This window comes from Streptomyces purpureus (assembly GCF_014648195.1).
Lineage (GTDB): Bacteria > Actinomycetota > Actinomycetes > Streptomycetales > Streptomycetaceae > Streptomyces > Streptomyces purpureus.
In genome coordinates this window covers 1-17458 of sequence record NZ_BMQQ01000054.1, presented here as the reverse complement: position 1 = coordinate 17458, position 17458 = coordinate 1, and the positions used below count along the sequence as shown (strand labels likewise).

14 protein-coding genes are annotated in these 17458 nt (G+C 69.7%); 9 read left to right on the top strand and 5 right to left on the bottom strand.

The features are described from left to right. Positions 1–67 precede the first annotated feature (67 nt). Genes IEZ01_RS33720 through eccCa form a run of 3 tightly spaced genes read right to left on the bottom strand, consistent with a single transcriptional unit; the run spans position 68 to position 5198 of the window. Positions 68–715, bottom strand: a complete 648-nt coding sequence (locus tag IEZ01_RS33720) for a hypothetical protein (protein WP_019889886.1) — start codon at positions 713–715, stop codon at positions 68–70. Next, a complete protein-coding gene (locus IEZ01_RS33715; protein ID WP_019889887.1) occupies positions 712–1230 on the bottom strand; it encodes a hypothetical protein in 519 nt (172 codons plus the stop codon). The genes IEZ01_RS33720 and IEZ01_RS33715 overlap by 4 nt, the downstream gene beginning before the upstream one ends. 14 nt (positions 1231–1244) lie before the next feature. Then, positions 1245–5198 carry a type VII secretion protein EccCa gene (gene eccCa / locus IEZ01_RS33710; protein ID WP_189205545.1) on the bottom strand — a complete coding sequence of 1318 codons (3954 nt, stop codon included), beginning with the start codon at positions 5196–5198 and terminating at the stop codon, positions 1245–1247. Positions 5199–5382: 184 nt separating this feature from the next. On the opposite strand from eccCa, the gene eccD reads away from it, so the two are divergent. From eccD to IEZ01_RS33680, 6 genes are all read left to right on the top strand, one after another. Further along, positions 5383–6852 (top strand): type VII secretion integral membrane protein EccD, encoded by a 1470-nt coding sequence (eccD, locus tag IEZ01_RS33705; RefSeq protein ID WP_019889889.1) that lies wholly within the window; start codon positions 5383–5385, stop codon positions 6850–6852. Positions 6853–7031: 179 nt separating this feature from the next. After that, positions 7032–7322 (top strand): 30S ribosomal protein S15, encoded by a 291-nt coding sequence (rpsO, locus tag IEZ01_RS33700; RefSeq protein ID WP_006346214.1) that lies wholly within the window; start codon positions 7032–7034, stop codon positions 7320–7322. Positions 7323–7593: 271 nt separating this feature from the next. Next, on the top strand, positions 7594–9819 hold the full coding sequence (locus tag IEZ01_RS33695; protein ID WP_019889890.1) for a polyribonucleotide nucleotidyltransferase: 2226 nt from the start codon (positions 7594–7596) through the stop codon (positions 9817–9819). Next, a complete protein-coding gene (locus tag IEZ01_RS33690) occupies positions 9816–11195 on the top strand; it encodes a M16 family metallopeptidase (RefSeq protein WP_189205543.1) in 1380 nt (459 codons plus the stop codon). The genes IEZ01_RS33695 and IEZ01_RS33690 overlap by 4 nt, the downstream gene beginning before the upstream one ends. A gap of 25 nt (positions 11196–11220) precedes the next feature. Then, entirely contained in the window at positions 11221–11973 is a 753-nt protein-coding gene (gene dapB, locus IEZ01_RS33685; RefSeq protein ID WP_019889892.1) for a 4-hydroxy-tetrahydrodipicolinate reductase, read from the top strand. Then, positions 11973–12425 carry a hypothetical protein gene (locus IEZ01_RS33680; protein WP_019889893.1) on the top strand — a complete coding sequence of 151 codons (453 nt, stop codon included), beginning with the start codon at positions 11973–11975 and terminating at the stop codon, positions 12423–12425. The genes dapB and IEZ01_RS33680 overlap by 1 nt, the downstream gene beginning before the upstream one ends. Positions 12426–12448: 23 nt before the next feature. Here IEZ01_RS33680 and IEZ01_RS33675 read toward each other — a convergent pair whose 3' ends face one another. After that, positions 12449–13003, bottom strand: a complete 555-nt coding sequence (locus IEZ01_RS33675) for an SCO5741 family PH domain-containing membrane protein (RefSeq protein WP_019889894.1) — start codon at positions 13001–13003, stop codon at positions 12449–12451. A 96-nt stretch (positions 13004–13099) separates the two neighbouring features. Continuing rightward, positions 13100–13339 (bottom strand): hypothetical protein, encoded by a 240-nt coding sequence (locus IEZ01_RS33670; protein ID WP_019889895.1) that lies wholly within the window; start codon positions 13337–13339, stop codon positions 13100–13102. Positions 13340–13525: 186 nt separating this feature from the next. Here IEZ01_RS33670 and thyX point away from each other — a divergent pair, with 186 nt between their 5' ends. From thyX to IEZ01_RS33655, 3 genes are all read left to right on the top strand, one after another. Then, entirely contained in the window at positions 13526–14266 is a 741-nt protein-coding gene (gene thyX / locus IEZ01_RS33665) for an FAD-dependent thymidylate synthase (RefSeq protein WP_019889896.1), read from the top strand. Positions 14267–14457: 191 nt separating this feature from the next. Then, positions 14458–15357 carry a 4-hydroxy-tetrahydrodipicolinate synthase gene (gene dapA, locus IEZ01_RS33660; RefSeq protein ID WP_019889897.1) on the top strand — a complete coding sequence of 300 codons (900 nt, stop codon included), beginning with the start codon at positions 14458–14460 and terminating at the stop codon, positions 15355–15357. A 138-nt stretch (positions 15358–15495) separates the two neighbouring features. Continuing rightward, positions 15496–17181: a ribonuclease J gene (locus IEZ01_RS33655; protein ID WP_019889899.1), complete on the top strand. Its 1686-nt coding sequence runs from the start codon at positions 15496–15498 to the stop codon at positions 17179–17181. Positions 17182–17458: the final 277 nt, after the last annotated feature.

The window sequence follows — 17458 nt, the reverse complement described above, 5'->3', positions numbered from 1 at the left end:
TCGATCTTGTCCAGGCCCCGGTCCAGGAGGTCCTTGCCCCCACTGACGATGCCCCCGAGATCCACCATCAGCCCTGCCCCGCTCCCTGCTGCTCAGCGGCCTTCGCCCGCTCCTCCGGCGACGGCCCGAAGGCCTCCCGCATCCCCTGGTCCATCTCGTCCCGCATGCCCGCCGCGTCGATGATCCCGTTGGTGAGCACCATCTTGGACGTGGAGACGTCCCAGGCCGTGTCCTTCCACGCCTGCTTGCTGTTCTCCCGGGCCGTGTCGAAGGACTTGTCGCTGTAGTCCGCGTTCATCACGTGCGTCACGGGGTTGCTGGACAGGACATCACCCCAGCTCTTCTGGGTGATCTCCTCCTCCGTCGCGTACGGGTTGCCCATCGCGGAGTTCGTCAGCACCTTGAATGCGCCAGAGATGTACTGCTCCTGGTCGTGGAACGTGCCCGCCGACAGGCCCGTCAGCTCGGCGAACAGCGTGCCCTTCTGCACCAGGGAGCGCACGCCCCACTCCCAGCGCTCGCAGTACGTCTTCAGCGCGGAGGTCAGGCCGTCGTGGCCCGACTCCATGCCCGACAGCTGCAGGTCCGAGAAGCCCCGGCCCATGCCCGCCTCGCCGACCATGCCGAGCTCCTTCAGCTCGGCGAGGGTGCCGTTGATGCCCTTGGTGATCTGCGCCAGCGCCTGCTGCGATGCCGCGAGGTCCGGATTCGTCATGCCCTGCCACCCCCATGGACGTCCACATCGACCGCCGCCCGGTCGGGCACGATCCCCTGCACCGGCGGGAACACCGTCCCGCCGGGTCCTCCCGCGTCCAGCGCGACCCCGCAGGGGAACGCCAGCGCGGGTACCACCTCGTCCAGCAGCCGGGAGCCGAGCACCCGGCGGTAGGCCCACTCGCCCGACTCCTCGCCGCGCGCCACGGCGAACCGGGCCAGCTTCTCCTCGTCGGTGAACGCGCAGATCCACGCGATCCCGCCGAGGTCCGCGGTCCACAGGCCGCCGGCCGAGTCCATCGGCACGAGCACCGCCCGCGAGCGGAAGTCGGCGAGCCGCTCCAGCACCGACTCCCGCGCCGCCGCGATCGCGGACTCGTCCATCTCCGCCTCGGCCGACGCCGCCCCGCGGTCATCCGCAGCCGGAGCGCCACCCCGAGGAGCGTCCACCGCGCCCTTGAGCACCCGCTCCGTGGACGCGCCGCGGACCTCGCCCCACAGTTCGTCGAAATTCATCCGTCTCTTCCCGTCTACCGATCCGGCAGCCAGCCCAGTTGCACCAGCGGCGTCCCGCGCTTGCGCGAGACGAACGTGCCCCGCCCCGGCGGCATCGGACGGGCCCGGACGTTGCCCATGATGTCGCCCTCCTGCGGATCGCCGGACAGGACGACGCCCTGCGCGCCGAGCTCCTTGACCCGCTGCATGAACGGCTCGTAGCTGCCCCGCGACGCGCCCGCGGCGCTGCGCGCCACGATGAAGCGGATACCGACGTCCCGCGCGAACGGCAGGTTCTCCACCAGCACCTGCAACGGATTGCCGGAGTTCGTCGCCACCAGCTCGTAGTCGTCCACGAGGACGTACAGCTGCGGCCCCGTCCACCAACTGCGGTCCCGCAACTGCTGCGGCGTGATGTCGGGCTTCGGCGCCCGCTTCGTCATCACCGTGTTGATCGCGTCCATGTGCATCTGCATCGCGGACGCCATCGGCGCGTACTCCAGCAGGTGCGACGGCGCGACCGCCTCCAGCATCGTGCGCCGGTAGTCACCCACGACGATCCGCGCCTGCTCCGGCGTGTACCGCTCGCACAGCTGCTTGGCGATCAGCCGCATCAGCGACGTCTTGCCCGACTCGCTCTCACCGAAGATCAGGAAGAACGGATCCGTCTCGAAGTCGACGAACACCGGCTCCAGGTTGGTCTCGTCGATACCGATCGCGATGCCGTGCTGCGGGAACTCGAAGCCCTTCGGCAGCTGCTCCGACGGCAGCATCCGCGGCAGCAGCCGTACGGCCGGAGCCGCCGGACCCGCCCAGCTCGCCTTGACCGCCTGCACGAACGCCGCTGTGCCGTCCGACAGGTCCTCCGACTCGCTCGATCCGTCGATACGCGGCAGCGCACCCATGAAGTGCAGCTTCTCCGGCACCTGACCCCGGCCCGGCACCCCCGTCGGCACGTTCGCCGCGACCTTGCGGTCGAACTCGGAGTCCATGACGTCACCGAGCCGCAGCTCCAGCCGGCCCAGCATCTGGTCCTTGAGCGCCGCCCGGACCTCCATGTACCGCGCCGCCGTGATCACCACATGGATGCCGTAGCCCAGACCTCGCGCCGCGATGTCCGAGACGACCGGCTCCAGCATGTCGTAGTCGTTCCTGAAGCCGCCCCAGCCGTCGATGACCAGGAAGACGTCACCCCACGCCTCGCCGGGCAGCTCACCCGCCGCCCGCCTGCGCCGGTACGTCGCGATCGAGTCGATGCCGTTCGCCCGGAAGAACTCCTCGCGCCGGTTCAGCACGCCCAGGACCTCGGCGACCGTACGCCGCACCCGCTCGGGGTCGAGCCGGGAGGCCACCCCGCCCACGTGCGGCAGGTCCGCCAGCGATGCCATGCCGCCACCACCGAAGTCCAGCGCGTAGAACTGCACTTCGTTCGGGGTGTGGGTGAGCGCGAACGACGAGATCAGCGTCCGCATCAGCGTCGACTTGCCCGACTGCGGACCGCCGACGACCATCATGTGGCCCGCCGCACCCGAGAAGTCGCGGTACAGCACCTCACGCCGCTGCTCGAACGGCTTGTCGATGAGTCCCAGCGGCACGGTCAGCCCGCCCGGACGCGTGTACTCGGTCGCCGTCAGCCCGCGGTCCGCGGTCTGCGCCAGCCCCGGCAGCAGCTGGTCCAGCGACGGCGCCCGGTCCAGCGGCGGCAGCCACACCTGATGGGCCGGCACCCCCTGACCCTCCAGCCGCCGCACGATCACATCGAGGACGGTGTCCGCCAGCGCGTCGTCCTCCTCCTCGCGCTGCGCCGCCAGATACGCCGGGTCGGGCGCCGCGTACACCACGGGTACCGGAGCCGCCGTGAACAGCGCCGGCCGCCGCTCGATCGGCAGCGACCCGGACGACAGCTGCGGCCCGCCCGTACGGTACGTACCGGAGACGTACGCCGCCTTGAAGCGGGTCATCTCATCCGTACCGAACTTGAGATAGCCCGAACCCGGCACCGACGGCAGGTGGTACGCGTCCGGCACACCGATCGCCGTACGCGACTCGGCCGCCGAGAACGTCCGCAGACCGATCCGGTACGACAGATACGTGTCCAGACCGCGCAGCCGCCCCTCCTCCAGGCGCTGCGAGGCCAGCAGCAGATGCACACCCAGCGAACGGCCGATCCGGCCGATCTGGATGAACATGTCGATGAAGTCCGGCTTCGCCGTCAGCAGCTCACTGAACTCGTCGATGACCAGGACCAGCGAGGCCAGCGGCTCCAGCGCCGCGCCCGCCGCGCGCGCCTTCTCGTAGTCGTGGATGTTGGCGTAGTTGCCCGCCGAACGCAGCAGCTCCTGACGGCGCTGCAGCTCACCGCGGATCGCGTCGCCCATGCGGTCCACCAGCGTCAGATCGTCCGACAGGTTGGTGATCACGGCCGCCACGTGCGGCATCTGCGACATACCCGCGAACGTCGCACCACCCTTGAAGTCCGCGAGGACGAAGTTCAGCGTTTCCGAGGAGTGCGTCACCGCCAGACCCAGCACCAGCGTGCGCAGCAGCTCCGACTTGCCGGAACCGGTCGCGCCGACGCACAGGCCGTGCGGACCCATGCCCTCCTGCGCGGCCTCCTTGAGGTCCAGCATCACCGGCAGGCCGTCCTCGCCGACACCGATCGGCACCCGCAGCCGCTCGGCCGTCGACCGCGGCCGCCACGTGCGCGCCACGTCCACCGACGCCGCGTCGCCCAGATTCAACAGATCCGTGAAGTCCAGGTTGGCGAGCAGCGGTTCGTCGTCGTCCCCGCCACCCATCCGCAGCGGCGCCAGCTGCCGGGCCAGCGCCTCGGCGGCCGGCAGCGAGATCCCGTCCGGCACACCCTCGTAGCCGAAACCGCCGCCCGACTCCAGCCACAGCTTCCCCGGCCGTACGACGATCGACAGTCCGCCGCGCGGCTCGTCCAGCTCACCGGAGACCACCTCGACGATGGTCACGCCCTGCAGGCCCTCGGCCGCCGCGAACAGCGAGTCCGGCGGCACCATCCCGCCGTCGAGCACCAGCAGGATGTGCGGCTGGTCGAGGACCGGCTGATTGTCCCGGCTGAACCGGGGCCGCCCGTCGAGCCGGCTGCGCAGCAGCTGCTCCAGCTCGATCAGGTCGTCACCGAACAGCCGCTTCGTACCCGCGCCGTCGACCTGCCCGGGCGCCTGCGTGTGCGGCAGCCACTTCGTCCAGTCCCAGCGCTCCTGCGCGCCGCGCGCAGCGACCACCGCGACCATCAGGTCGTCGGGGGAGTGCAGCGTCACCAGCTGCGCCACCAGCGCCCGCGCCGCCGAATGCGCCGACTCCGGCTCGCCGGAGACCGTCACGTGGTAGAAGGCCCGCATCGAGACCGCCATCGGCAGCCCGTCCAACGACCCGTGCACCGCCAGGAACTGCTGCATCGCACCCGCGGACAGCGGCTCCAGCTCGTCCACCGGAGCCGTGTCAGGGGCCACCAGCGGCGTCGAGAGCTGCTGCGCGCCCAGGCCGACCCGCACCTGCGCGAAGTCCTTGTCGCCCACCCGGCGTTCCCACACCCGCGAACCCTCGGCCACCACCGACCACAGCTGCTCCGGCGACGGGTGCAGATAGAACTGCGCGTCCCGCTGGGCCCGCGCCGTCCGGCGGACCGTACGCCGCGTCTGCGCGAGGTATTTGAGGTAGTCCCGCCGGACATCGGCAATTTGCCCCTGCGTACCCTTACGGAATCTGACCAGCTGCGCGATCGCCATCGCGACCGTCGACACCAGCATCAGAATGCCCATGATCCGCATGAAGGGATGGGCGTTCGGCATGAAGAAGAACACCACCGACGAACCCATGCCGAGCATCGGCAGGAGCTGCATCAGCATGGACTCCTGCTGGCCCCTCGGGAGTTCGGGCGGCGACTCCAGAACCAGCTGCTCGGCCGGTACTTCCGGCGGCAGGGACCTCGGCGGGCGTTTGACGACGATCTGGCTCACCGGAGCATCAATCCCTCGATACGGACGGAAGACGGGCGGGCGGCTCCGCAGCGGCGCCCCCGTGGCTGCCTCAACTCGCGGACTTCCCTCCGCGAGACGGTGATCCTACTTGCAGGCAATGACACCGCCTCCCGGTAGGGTGTCGCGCGCAGTGTGCGCAACCGCGAATCAGGGGGTCCAGACAGTGAGTACGACCGCAACGACCGGCTTCTGCCGCGTCACCGTCGTGGCGCCGGACAGCCGTATCGATGTCGCACTCCCCGAGGACATCGCCGTCGCCGACGTCTATCCGGAGATCCTCCGGCTCACCGGCCAGACGCAGGCCCCCGGTACCCCCACCGGCTACCACCTCGTCCGGCGCGACGGCACCGTCCTCGACGGCGCCCGCACCCTCGCCGCCCAGCAGGTCCTCGACGGCGAAGTGCTCTCCCTGCGCCCCTTCGCGCAGTCCCTGCCCCCCGCCGTCTTCGACGACGTCTCCGACGCCGTCGCCTCCGCCGTCACCCGCGACCGCCACCTGTGGAGCGACGACCTCCTGCGCGGCGCCGGCCTCGTCGGCGGCGTCCTGCTGCTCGTCCTCATGGGCTTCGTGCTCTGGTACGCCGACCCGGTCCGCCACGACATGCACAGCCTCCCCGGAGTGGTCGCGGGCGCCGCCGGCGTCCTGCTGACCGCCTTCGCCGGCGTACGGGCCCGGGTGTACGGAGACCGGGCCACCGCCGTCGCCCTCGGCCTCGGCGCGCTCCCGCTGCTGCTCATCGCGGGCTCCGGGATCATCGGCCCGGACGCCGGGCACGGCCCCGGCCGCCTGCAGTTCCTGCTCGGCTGCGTGACCGTCCTGGTCGCCTCCGTCACCCTGGTCGCGCTGACCCCCAGCGGAGACGCCCCCTTCGTCGCCGCCACCTTCCTGGCCGTCGTCGGCACCCTCGCCACCTTCCTGGCCATCCTCACCGAGGCCTCCGCCACGTCGACCGCCGCCGTCTGTGCCCCCGTCGCCATCGGCCTGGTCGCCTTCCTGCCCGGCCTCTCCGCCCGCTTCGCCCGGCTCCCCATCGGCTACGCCGCCCCGCGCAGCGCCGCCACCGCCGACTTCGACGCCGACCCGAACGAGACCCCCGAGGCCCAGCCGGTCGACGCCGAGCGCATCGCGCTCCAGGCCCGCCGCGGCCACGAGATGCTCCTCGGCCTGGTCGGCGGCTGCGCCGCGGTCGTCGTCGGCTCCGCCGCCGTCCTCGGCTTCGCCGGCAACGTCTGGGGCCAGCTCCTGGCCCTGGCCGCCGGCCTCGCGATGCTGCTGCGCGCCCGGCTCTTCCGCTACACCTCCCAGGTCGCCTGCGTCCTGGTGGCCGGCATCGCCGCCATCGCGCTGCTCGTCCTCGGCCTCTCCCTGAACCCGCCCGCCGACCTCGTCCAGGACCTGCTGATGTACGGCGACCGGGGCGGCCTGGACATCCGTACGATCTGGCTCACCGCCTCCGTCGCCGCCGGCGCCGCCCTGATCACCGCCATCGGCCTGGTCATCCCGAAGAAGGGCCTCTCACCCTTCTGGGGCCGCCTGCTCGACCTCGCCGAGAGCGCCGTCCTGCTCTCCCTCGTACCCCTGTGCCTGGCCGTCCTGGACGTCTTCGCCGCCGCCCGCGCCCTGACCAGTTAGCCCCCGGGACCGGCGCGGCGGGCGGGCTGGTACGCTGTGTGACGGCCGTTTGTGTACGCGCTCCCGGAAATCTCTGGGAGCAGCGCCCATCGCGCCTTCGCCTCCGAGTCACGGAAGCTCCCCTGAGACCAAGACCAGGGGCACTCGTGGGCGCATCGAACATCACTGAGGAGTACCGAGTGTCTCTCGACGCCGCTACGAAGAAGCAGATCATGGCCGAGTTCGGCACCAAGGAGGGCGACACCGGCTCCCCCGAGGTCCAGGTCGCGATGCTCTCCCGCCGTATCTCGGACCTGACCGAGCACCTCAAGACCCACAAGCACGACCACCACTCCCGTCGTGGTCTGCTGATCCTCGTCGGTCAGCGCCGCCGCCTGCTGCAGTACCTGGCCAAGAAGGACATCCAGCGCTTCCGTACGCTGGTCGACCGCCTGGGCATCCGCCGCGGTGCGGCCGGCGGTGCCAAGTAACACGCCATGAAGGGAGCGGTTCCCACTTTTAGGGGGCCGCTCCCTTTGCTGTACGTGCGAGATGTGCCGACCGGCACTTAGTCTGGTCGCACAACGTCACACCAACCGAGCGAGAAGCCGCCGGCTCGCCGCCGGTCCTCGGTAGTGGCCCCCGGAACCAATCCCCGGGTGCTTCGATCGAAGACCGGCCCGCACACAGGCGCTTCTCCGCCACCGTCCGCCCGCCACACGGGCACGCGGACGAAAAGACGAAACGTAGGAGAAATCGCTAGTGGAGAACGAGACCCACTACGCCGAGGCCGTCATCGACAACGGCGCATTCGGCACCCGCACCATCCGCTTCGAGACGGGCCGCCTGGCCAAGCAGGCCGCCGGCTCCGCCGTGGCGTACCTGGACGACGACACCATGGTGCTGTCGGCCACCACCGCCTCCAAGAAGCCCAAGGACCAGCTCGACTTCTTCCCCCTGACGGTGGACGTCGAGGAGCGGATGTACGCGGCCGGCAAGATCCCCGGCTCCTTCTTCCGCCGTGAGGGCCGTCCCTCCGAGGACGCCATCCTCACCTGCCGTCTGATCGACCGGCCGCTGCGCCCCTCTTTCAAGAAGGGCCTGCGCAACGAGATCCAGATCGTCGAGACGATCATGGCGCTCAACCCCGACCACCTGTACGACGTGGTCGCGATCAACGCCGCCTCCTGCTCCACGCAGCTGGCCGGCCTGCCCTTCTCCGGCCCGATCGGCGGCACCCGTGTCGCCCTGATCAAGGGCCAGTGGGTCGCCTTCCCGACGCACACCGAGCTCGAGGACGCCGTCTTCGACATGGTGGTCGCCGGTCGCGTCCTGGAGGACGGCGACGTCGCGATCATGATGGTCGAGGCCGAGGCCACCGAGAAGACCATCGAGCTCGTCAAGGGCGGCGCCGAGGCGCCGACCGAGGAGATCGTGGCCGCCGGCCTCGAGGCCGCGAAGCCGTTCATCAAGGTCCTCTGCAAGGCGCAGTCCGACCTCGCCGCCAAGGCCGCCAAGCCCGAGGGCGAGTTCCCGGTCTTCCTCGACTACGAGGACGACGTCTACGCCGCCCTGTCCGACGCGGTCAAGAGCGAGCTGGCCCAGGCGCTCACCATCGCCGGCAAGCAGGAGCGCGAGACCGAGCTGGACCGCGTCAAGGTCCTCGCGAGCGAGAAGCTCCTCCCGGCCTTCGAGGGCCGCGAGAAGGAGATCTCCGCCGCCTACCGCAGCCTGACCAAGGCCCTGGTGCGCGAGCGCGTCATCAAGGACAAGGTCCGCATCGACGGCCGTGGCGTCACGGACATCCGTACGCTCGCCGCCGAGGTCGAGGCCATCCCGCGGGTGCACGGCTCCGCGCTGTTCGAGCGTGGCGAGACCCAGATCCTGGGCGTCACCACCCTCAACATGCTCCGCATGGAGCAGCAGCTGGACACCCTCTCCCCGGTGACCCGCAAGCGCTACATGCACAACTACAACTTCCCGCCGTACTCCACCGGCGAGACCGGCCGCGTCGGCTCCCCCAAGCGCCGCGAGATCGGCCACGGCGCCCTGGCCGAGCGCGCGCTCATGCCGGTGCTGCCGACCCGCGAGGAGTTCCCGTACGCGATCCGTCAGGTGTCCGAGGCCCTCGGCTCCAACGGCTCGACGTCCATGGGCTCCGTCTGCGCCTCCACCATGTCGCTGCTGAACGCCGGTGTGCCGCTCAAGGCCCCCGTCGCCGGTATCGCCATGGGTCTGATCTCCCAGGAGATCGACGGCGAGACGCACTACGTCACCCTCACCGACATCCTCGGTGCGGAGGACGCCTTCGGCGACATGGACTTCAAGGTCGCCGGTACGAAGGAGTTCGTCACCGCCCTCCAGCTCGACACCAAGCTGGACGGCATCCCGGCCTCCGTCCTGGCCGCGGCCCTCAAGCAGGCCCGTGACGCCCGCCTCCACATCCTCGACGTGATGATGGAAGCGATCGACACCCCGGACGAGATGTCCCCCAACGCCCCGCGGATCATCACCGTCAAGATCCCCGTGGACAAGATCGGTGAGGTCATCGGCCCCAAGGGCAAGATGATCAACCAGATCCAGGAGGACACCGGCGCCGAGATCACGATCGAGGACGACGGCACCATCTACATCGGTGCCGCCGACGGCCCGGCCGCCGAGGCCGCCCGCGCCACGATCAACGGCATCGCCAACCCGACCATGCCGGAGGTCGGCGAGCGCTACCTGGGTACGGTCGTCAAGACCACCACCTTCGGTGCCTTCGTCTCCCTGCTCCCGGGCAAGGACGGCCTGCTGCACATCTCGCAGATCCGCAAGCTCGCCGGTGGCAAGCGCGTGGAGAACGTCGAGGACGTGCTCGCGGTCGGCTCCAAGGTCCAGGTCGAGATCGCCGAGATCGACCAGCGCGGCAAGCTCTCCCTGATCCCCGTGATCGAGGGCGAGTCCGAGGACGCCGCCGACGCGGACAAGGACGACTCCGCCAAGTGACCTCGCGCAGTTCCCGTGCGACGGCCCGCACCTCTTCGGAGGCGCGGGCCGTCGCCCGTACCCAAACGCTTCTCAAGGGCAAGGACGGCATCGGCACGGTCCGCAAGACCACCCTCCCCGGGGGCCTGCGCATCGTCACCGAGACCCTGCCCTCCGTACGCTCCGCCACCTTCGGCATCTGGGCGCATGTCGGCTCCCGCGACGAGACCCCCTCGCTCAACGGCGCCACGCACTACCTGGAGCACCTCCTCTTCAAGGGCACCAAGCGCAGAAGTGCCCTCGACATCTCGTCCGCGATCGACGCGGTCGGCGGCGAGATGAACGCCTTCACGGCGAAGGAGTACACCTGCTACTACGCCCGGGTCCTCGACACCGATCTGCCGCTGGCCATCGACGTCGTCTGCGACATGCTCACGGGCTCCCTGATCCTCGAAGAGGACATCGACGCCGAGCGCGGCGTCATCCTCGAAGAGATCGCGATGACCGAGGACGACCCGGGCGACTGCGTGCACGACCTGTTCGCGCACACCATGCTCGGCGACACCCCCCTCGGCCGACCGGTCCTCGGCACCGTCGACACGATCAACGCGCTCACCCGCGGCCAGATCGCCCGCTTCTACAAGAAGCACTACGACCCGACGCACCTGGTCGTCGCCGCCGCCGGCAACGTCGACCACGCCACGGTGGTACGCCAGGTCCGCAAGGCCTTCGACCGGGCCGGCGCCCTGACCCGTACGGACGCGCTCCCCGTCGCCCCCCGCGACGGCCACCGCACCATCCGCACCGCCGGCCGCGTGGAGCTGCTCAACCGCAAGACCGAGCAGGCCCACGTCGTCCTCGGCATGCCCGGCCTCGCCCGCACCGACGAGCGCCGCTGGGCCCTCGGCGTGCTGAACACCGCCCTCGGCGGCGGCATGTCCTCACGCCTGTTCCAGGAGGTCCGCGAGAAGCGCGGCCTCGCCTACAGCGTGTACTCGTACACCTCCGGCTTCGCCGACTGCGGCCTGTTCGGCGTGTACGCGGGCTGCCGCCCCAGCCAGGTCCACGACGTCCTGAAGATCTGCCGCGACGAACTGGACCTGGTCGCCTCCGAGGGCCTGAGCGACGAGGAGATCGGCCGCGCCATCGGCCAGCTCTCCGGCTCGACCGTCCTCGGCCTCGAGGACACCGGCGCCCTGATGAACCGCATCGGCAAGAGCGAGCTGTGCTGGGGCGAGCAGATGTCTGTCGACGACATGCTCGCCCGGATAGCGGCGGTCACCCCCGACGAGGTCCGGGCCGTCGCCCGCGACGTCCTCGGGCAGCGGCCCTCGCTGTCGGTGATCGGCCCGCTCAAGGACAAGCAGGCCGACCGCCTGCACGAATCCGTCTCCTGAAGAGCCTGAAGAGAGAGTCAGAGCAATGAGCAAGCTGCGCGTGGCGGTCCTCGGAGCCCAGGGCCGTATCGGCTCCGAGGCGGTACGGGCCGTGGAGGCCGCGGACGACATGGAGCTGGTCGCCGCGCTCGGCCGGGGCGACAAGCTGGAGACCCTCGCCGAGAAGGGCGCCCAGGTCGCGGTCGAGCTGACCACCCCCGCCTCGGTCATGGGCAACCTCGACTTCTGCGTACGCCACGGCATCCACGCGGTCGTCGGCACCACCGGCTGGACCGAGGACCGCCTCGCGCAGCTCACCGGCTGGCTCGACGCCTCCCCGCAGACGGGTGTGCTCATCGCGCCGAACTTCTCCATCGGCGCCGTCCTCACCATGAAGTTCGCGGCGCAGGCCGCCCGCTACTTCGAATCCGTCGAGGTCATCGAGCTCCACCACCCGAACAAGGTCGACGCCCCCTCCGGCACCGCCACCCGCACCGCCCAGCTCATCGCCGAGGCCCGGTCGAAGGCAGGCTGCGCCCCGCAGCCCGACGCCACGACCACCGCTCTCGACGGCGCGCGCGGCGCCGACGTCGACGGAGTCCCGGTCCACGCCGTCCGGCTGCGCGGCCTGCTGGCCCACCAGGAGGTGCTGCTCGGCGGCGAGGGCGAGACCCTCACGATCCGTCATGACTCACTGCACCACAGCAGCTTCATGCCGGGCATCCTGCTGGGCGCCCGCCGGGTGGTCACCACCCCCGGCCTCACCTTCGGCCTGGAACACTTCCTGGACCTCGGCTGATGCGCGCCAAGCTCACCTATTTCGTCACGGCAGCCGTCCTGGTCGTCTACTTCTTCCTGGTCGGCAGCCGTGGCGTGATGCTCATCGAACACGGCACCGCGATCACCGTCACGATGGGTGCCGCGGTGCTCGTCCTGCCGCTGATCGGCCTCTGGTTCCTCTGGGCGAACACCCGGTTCGTGACCAAGGCCAACAAGCTCGCCGCCCTGCTCGACGCCGAAGGCGGCCTGCCGGTCGACGAGTTGGTCCGCACGCCGGGCGGCCGTATCGACCGTGACTCGGCCGACGCGGTCTTCGCCAAGCGCAAGGCCGAGACCGAGGACGCGCCGGACGACTGGCGCTGCTGGTTCCGGCTCGCGGTCGCCTACCAGGACGCCCGGGACACCCCTCGCGCCCGAAAGGCGATGCAGCGGGCGATCGCCCTCCACGAGGGCCGGCAGGCCGGCGCGTAACCGGCCGGGTCCCGCGGCCCGGATCAGGCCGCCACGACCCCGTATTCGGCGTTCCACGCCTCGACGGTGTCGGCCGCGCGGTCGAACGCCTCGGTCCGCGCCAGGAAGTCCGCGCTGTGGTCGGTGAAGAGCGGCAGCTGCTCAGCCCCCTGGCGTACGAGCACGAGCGCCTGCCCCTGCACCGTCCGGGGCAGGCCGAGCCAGCGCACCGGCTGCTGCACCGTCCGTACGCTCGCCACCTGCGCCCACGCCAGGGTCTTGGTGGTGAAGAAGCCCACCCGGCGCAGGCCCCGCGCGCTCACCCAGACGCCCACGCGCAGCATCCGCAGGGCGCAGGCGATCAGGAGCAAGGCCACGCCGAAGCAGGCTCCGGCGCCGGGCAGGGCGCCCGCGGCGGCGATGATCACGGCGGCCAGCAGGACGAACGACGCGAGCAGCAGGACGAGCGCCGCCGCCCCGACCCGCCAGGGTCCCGGCCGGTAGGGCCGGCGCCAGTGGTCGTGGTCGTCGAAGGGCAGGGCGACGTCATCGGGGTGCGCGTCAAAAGCGCGGTCGGCCGTCAGAAAGGGCAGGGGCACGACTGATCCTCACTCACAAGCACACTCGATCGGGCTGTGCCCGGTGAGGCTACCCAGCGGCCCCCCACCGGACCACCCCAGGGGGTCCGTCCGGGCTCACCGCCCGTGGGACGCCTCGGATTGCTGCTGATGGGCGGGCGACTGACCGGCGCCCATCGCCGGCATCCCGAACAGCAGCGCGCCGACGAGGCCGGCCACGACGGTCAGCCCGATCAGCGTACGGCCCGCGAGCTGGGATGCCTTGAGACGCTCGCGCGGCGGGGGAGTGACGTTACTGCGGAAGCGATCCGCCTCGGCGACGAACGAGAACGGGACGGCCTCTCGCCGGCTGAACATGGGTCACTCTCCCTGACTGTGGTGATGGATGGCTGTTACCGGTACAGACGCACGGCAGCGCTCATTGGTGCCCCTTTTCCCCGGATTGGCCGAAGAAGACCGTGACGGCTCGTGCGACGGCCGCGCTGTCAGTGGCTCCCCGTAGAGTGGGCGCCGCCCTGAGCGATGCAATTGGAAGGACCCGCGGTGACCGACACCCCCGCCGAAGACCTCAAGCCCAGCTTCCGCAGCGATGTGACGGTGGAGCTGGTGAAGCACAGCGCCGGCGACTCCGACGTGCTGTGGGCCGCTCGCGTCTCGACGGCCGGTGAGCAGTCGCTCGACGAGCTGTCGAAGGACCCGGAGCGCTCCAAGGGCCTGATCAACTTCCTGATGCGGGACCGCCACGGCAGCCCCTTCGAGCACAACTCGATGACGTTCTTCATCAGCGCCCCGATCTTCGTCTTCCGCGAGTTCATGCGGCACCGCGTGGGCTGGTCGTACAACGAGGAGTCGGGTCGCTACCGGGAGCTCCAGCCGGTGTTCTACGTCCCCGGGGCCGACCGCAAGCTGGTCCAGGAGGGGCGCCCGGGCAAGTACGTCTTCGTCGAGGGCACCGAGGAGCAGCACAAGCTCGTCGAGCGCACGATGGAGGACTCCTACATCCAGGCGTACGAGAAGTACCAGGAGATGCTGGCCGCGGGCGTCGCCCGAGAGGTCGCCCGGGCCGTCCTGCCGGTCGGCCTGTTCTCCTCGATGTACGCCACGTGCAACGCCCGCTCGCTGATGCACTTCCTCGGCCTGCGCACCCAGCACGAGCTCGCGACGGTCCCGTCCTTCCCACAGCGTGAGATCGAGATGGTCGGCGAGAAGATGGAGGAGCACTGGGCGCGGCTCATGCCGCTCACCCATGCAGCCTTCAACAAGAACGGCCGTGTGGCCCCATAAGGCACAAATGTGCGGACAGATGTACGGGGGAGCGGAGTGAAGTGTCCGTATTGCGGCGTTTCGTGAAGTTCATCTAGGCTGATCAAACGGACCCGGCACTGCTTGAACCCCCGAGCAGGCAGTGCCGGGATCCCTTTCTCGACATCCCCCGAGGGGGCACCGGGCCCTGAGCAGCGAGTAGCGTGTTACCCATGGCTCCGATCTCCACTCCGCAGACCCCCTTCGGGCGGGTCCTCACCGCCATGGTCACGCCGTTCACGGCGGACGGCGCACTTGACCTCGACGGTGCCCAGCGACTCGCCGCCCACCTGGTGGACGCAGGCAACGACGGCCTGATCATCAACGGCACCACCGGCGAGTCCCCCACCACCAGCGACGCGGAGAAATCGGAGCTCGTACGCGCCGTACTGGAAGCGGTGGGCGACCGGGCCCATGTGGTCGCCGGGATCGGCACCAACGACACCCACCACTCCATCGAGCTCGCCCGTACCGCCGAGCGCGACGGCGCACACGGCCTGCTCGCCGTCACGCCGTACTACAACAAGCCCCCGCAGGAGGGCCTGTACCGGCACTTCTCGGCCATCGCCGACGCCACCGAGCTGCCCGTGATGCTCTACGACATCCCCGGCCGCAGCGGCGTCCCGATCGACACCGAGACCATCGTCCGGCTCGCCGAGCACCCCCGTATCGTCGCCAACAAGGACGCCAAGGGTGACCTCGGCCGCGCCAGCTGGGCGATCGCCCGCTCCGGCCTGGCCTGGTACTCCGGCGACGACATGCTCAACCTGCCGCTGCTCTCCGTGGGCGCCTGCGGCTTCGTCTCCGTCGTCGGCCACGTCGTCACGCCCGAGCTCCGCGCCCTCCTCGAGGCGCACCTCGCCGGTGACGTCCAGAAGGCGACCGAGATCCACCAGAAGCTGCTCCCGGTCTACACGGGCATGTTCCGTACCCAGGGCGTCATGACCACCAAGGCCGCCCTCGCCCTCCAGGGCCACCCGGCCGGCCCCCTGCGCCTGCCCCTGGTCGAGCTTTCCCCCGAGGAAACCGCCCAGCTCAAGCTGGATCTCGCCGCAGGCGGGGTACAGCTGTAGCCACAGACTTCACAACTGAATAAACGATCTTCGTAAGAGATCGACAACTAGAGATCAACAACTGACACAGCAAGTGCACGAATGTCACGCGCGCCACGTGCCCAAGCGGTACGTGGCGTGTGTGGTGAGGAGAGTCTTTTGAGTCATCCGCATCCTGAACTCGGCGCCCCGCCGAAGCTGCCCAAGGGCGGCCTGCGCGTCACCCCGCTCGGCGGGCTCGGTGAGATCGGCCGGAACATGACGGTCTTCGAGTTCGACGGCCGCCTGCTGATCGTCGACTGCGGCGTGCTCTTCCCCGAGGAGGAGCAGCCCGGCATCGACCTCATCCTGCCGGACTTCACCACCATCCGGGACCGCCTCGACGACGTCGAGGGCATCGTCCTGACCCACGGCCACGAGGACCACATCGGTGGCGTCCCCTACCTGCTCCGCCTGAAGCCGGACATCCCGCTCATCGGCTCCAAGCTGACACTCGCCCTCATCGAGGCGAAGCTCCAGGAGCACCGCATCCGTCCCTACACCCTCGAGGTGGCCGAGGGACAGCGCGAGCAGCTCGGCCCCTTCGACTGCGAGTTCATCGCGGTCAACCACTCCATCCCCGACGCCCTGGCTGTCGCCATCCGCACCCCCGCGGGCATGGCCGTCCACACCGGCGACTTCAAGATGGACCAGCTCCCGATGGACGGGCGCCTCACGGACCTGCACGCCTTCGCGCGGCTCAGCGAGGAGGGCATCGACCTGCTGCTGAGCGACTCGACGAACGCCGAGGTCCCGGGCTTCGTCCCGCCGGAGAAGGACATCTCCAACGTCCTGCGCAACGTCTTCGCGAACGCCCAGAAGCGCATCATCGTGGCCAGCTTCGCCAGCCACGTCCACCGCATCCAGCAGATCCTGGACGCCGCCCACGAGTACGGCCGCCGGGTCGCCTTCGTCGGCCGGTCCATGGTCCGCAACATGGGTATCGCCCGTGACCTGGGCTACCTCCGCGTCCCGGCCGGTCTGGTCGTCGACGTGAAGACGCTGGACGACCTGCCGGACGAAGAGGTCGTGCTGGTCTGCACGGGATCCCAGGGCGAGCCGATGGCGGCCCTCTCCCGCATGGCCAACCGCGACCACCAGATCCGCATCGTCCAGGGCGACACCGTGATCCTGGCGTCCTCCCTCATCCCGGGAAACGAGAACGCGGTCTACCGCGTGATCAACGGCCTGACCCGCTGGGGCGCCAACGTCGTCCACAAGGGCAACGCCAAGGTGCACGTCTCCGGTCACGCCTCGGCCGGCGAGCTCCTGTACTTCTACAACATCTGCAAGCCGAAGAACCTGATGCCGGTCCACGGCGAATGGCGCCACCTGCGCGCCAACGCCGAACTCGGCGCGCTGACGGGTGTCCCCAAGGACCACATCGTCATCGCCGAGGACGGCGTCGTCGTCGACCTGGTCGACGGCAAGGCCAGGATCGTCGGCAAGGTCCAGGCGGGTTACGTGTACGTCGACGGCCTCTCGGTCGGCGACGTCACCGAGGCCTCCCTGAAGGACCGCCGCATCCTGGGCGACGAGGGCATCATCTCGGTCTTCGTCGTCGTCGACTCCACGACCGGCAAGATCGTCGGCGGCCCGTACATCCACGCCCGCGGCTCCGGCATCGAGGACGCCGCGTTCAACGCCGTGGTCCCCAAGGTTGAGGAGTCCCTGAACCGCTCGGCCCAGGACGGCGTGGTGGAGCCCCACCAGCTCCAGCAGCTGATCCGCCGCACGATCGGCAAGTGGGTGTCGGACACCTACCGCCGTCGCCCGATGATCCTTCCGGTCGTCGTCGAGGTCTGACGAGGAGCCAACAGGGAGCGGGGCGCCTCGATTTGCATCGTGGCGCCCCGCTCCAGTACGTTTACATCTCCACCTCAACGGGAACCCAGCGCAGTCATGTGCGCGGACGGGTCCACCCGGGAGGGATGGAAATACCGACTCAGAATCTCTGATAAAGTCGGAAAAGCCGAAAGGCAAAGGCCCCCAACGGCCACCGGAAGCGAAATCCGAACCGGAAACGGAACGGAAAAAGGATCTGGTAAGGTTGGAAACACGAAAGACCGAAGGGAAGCGCCCG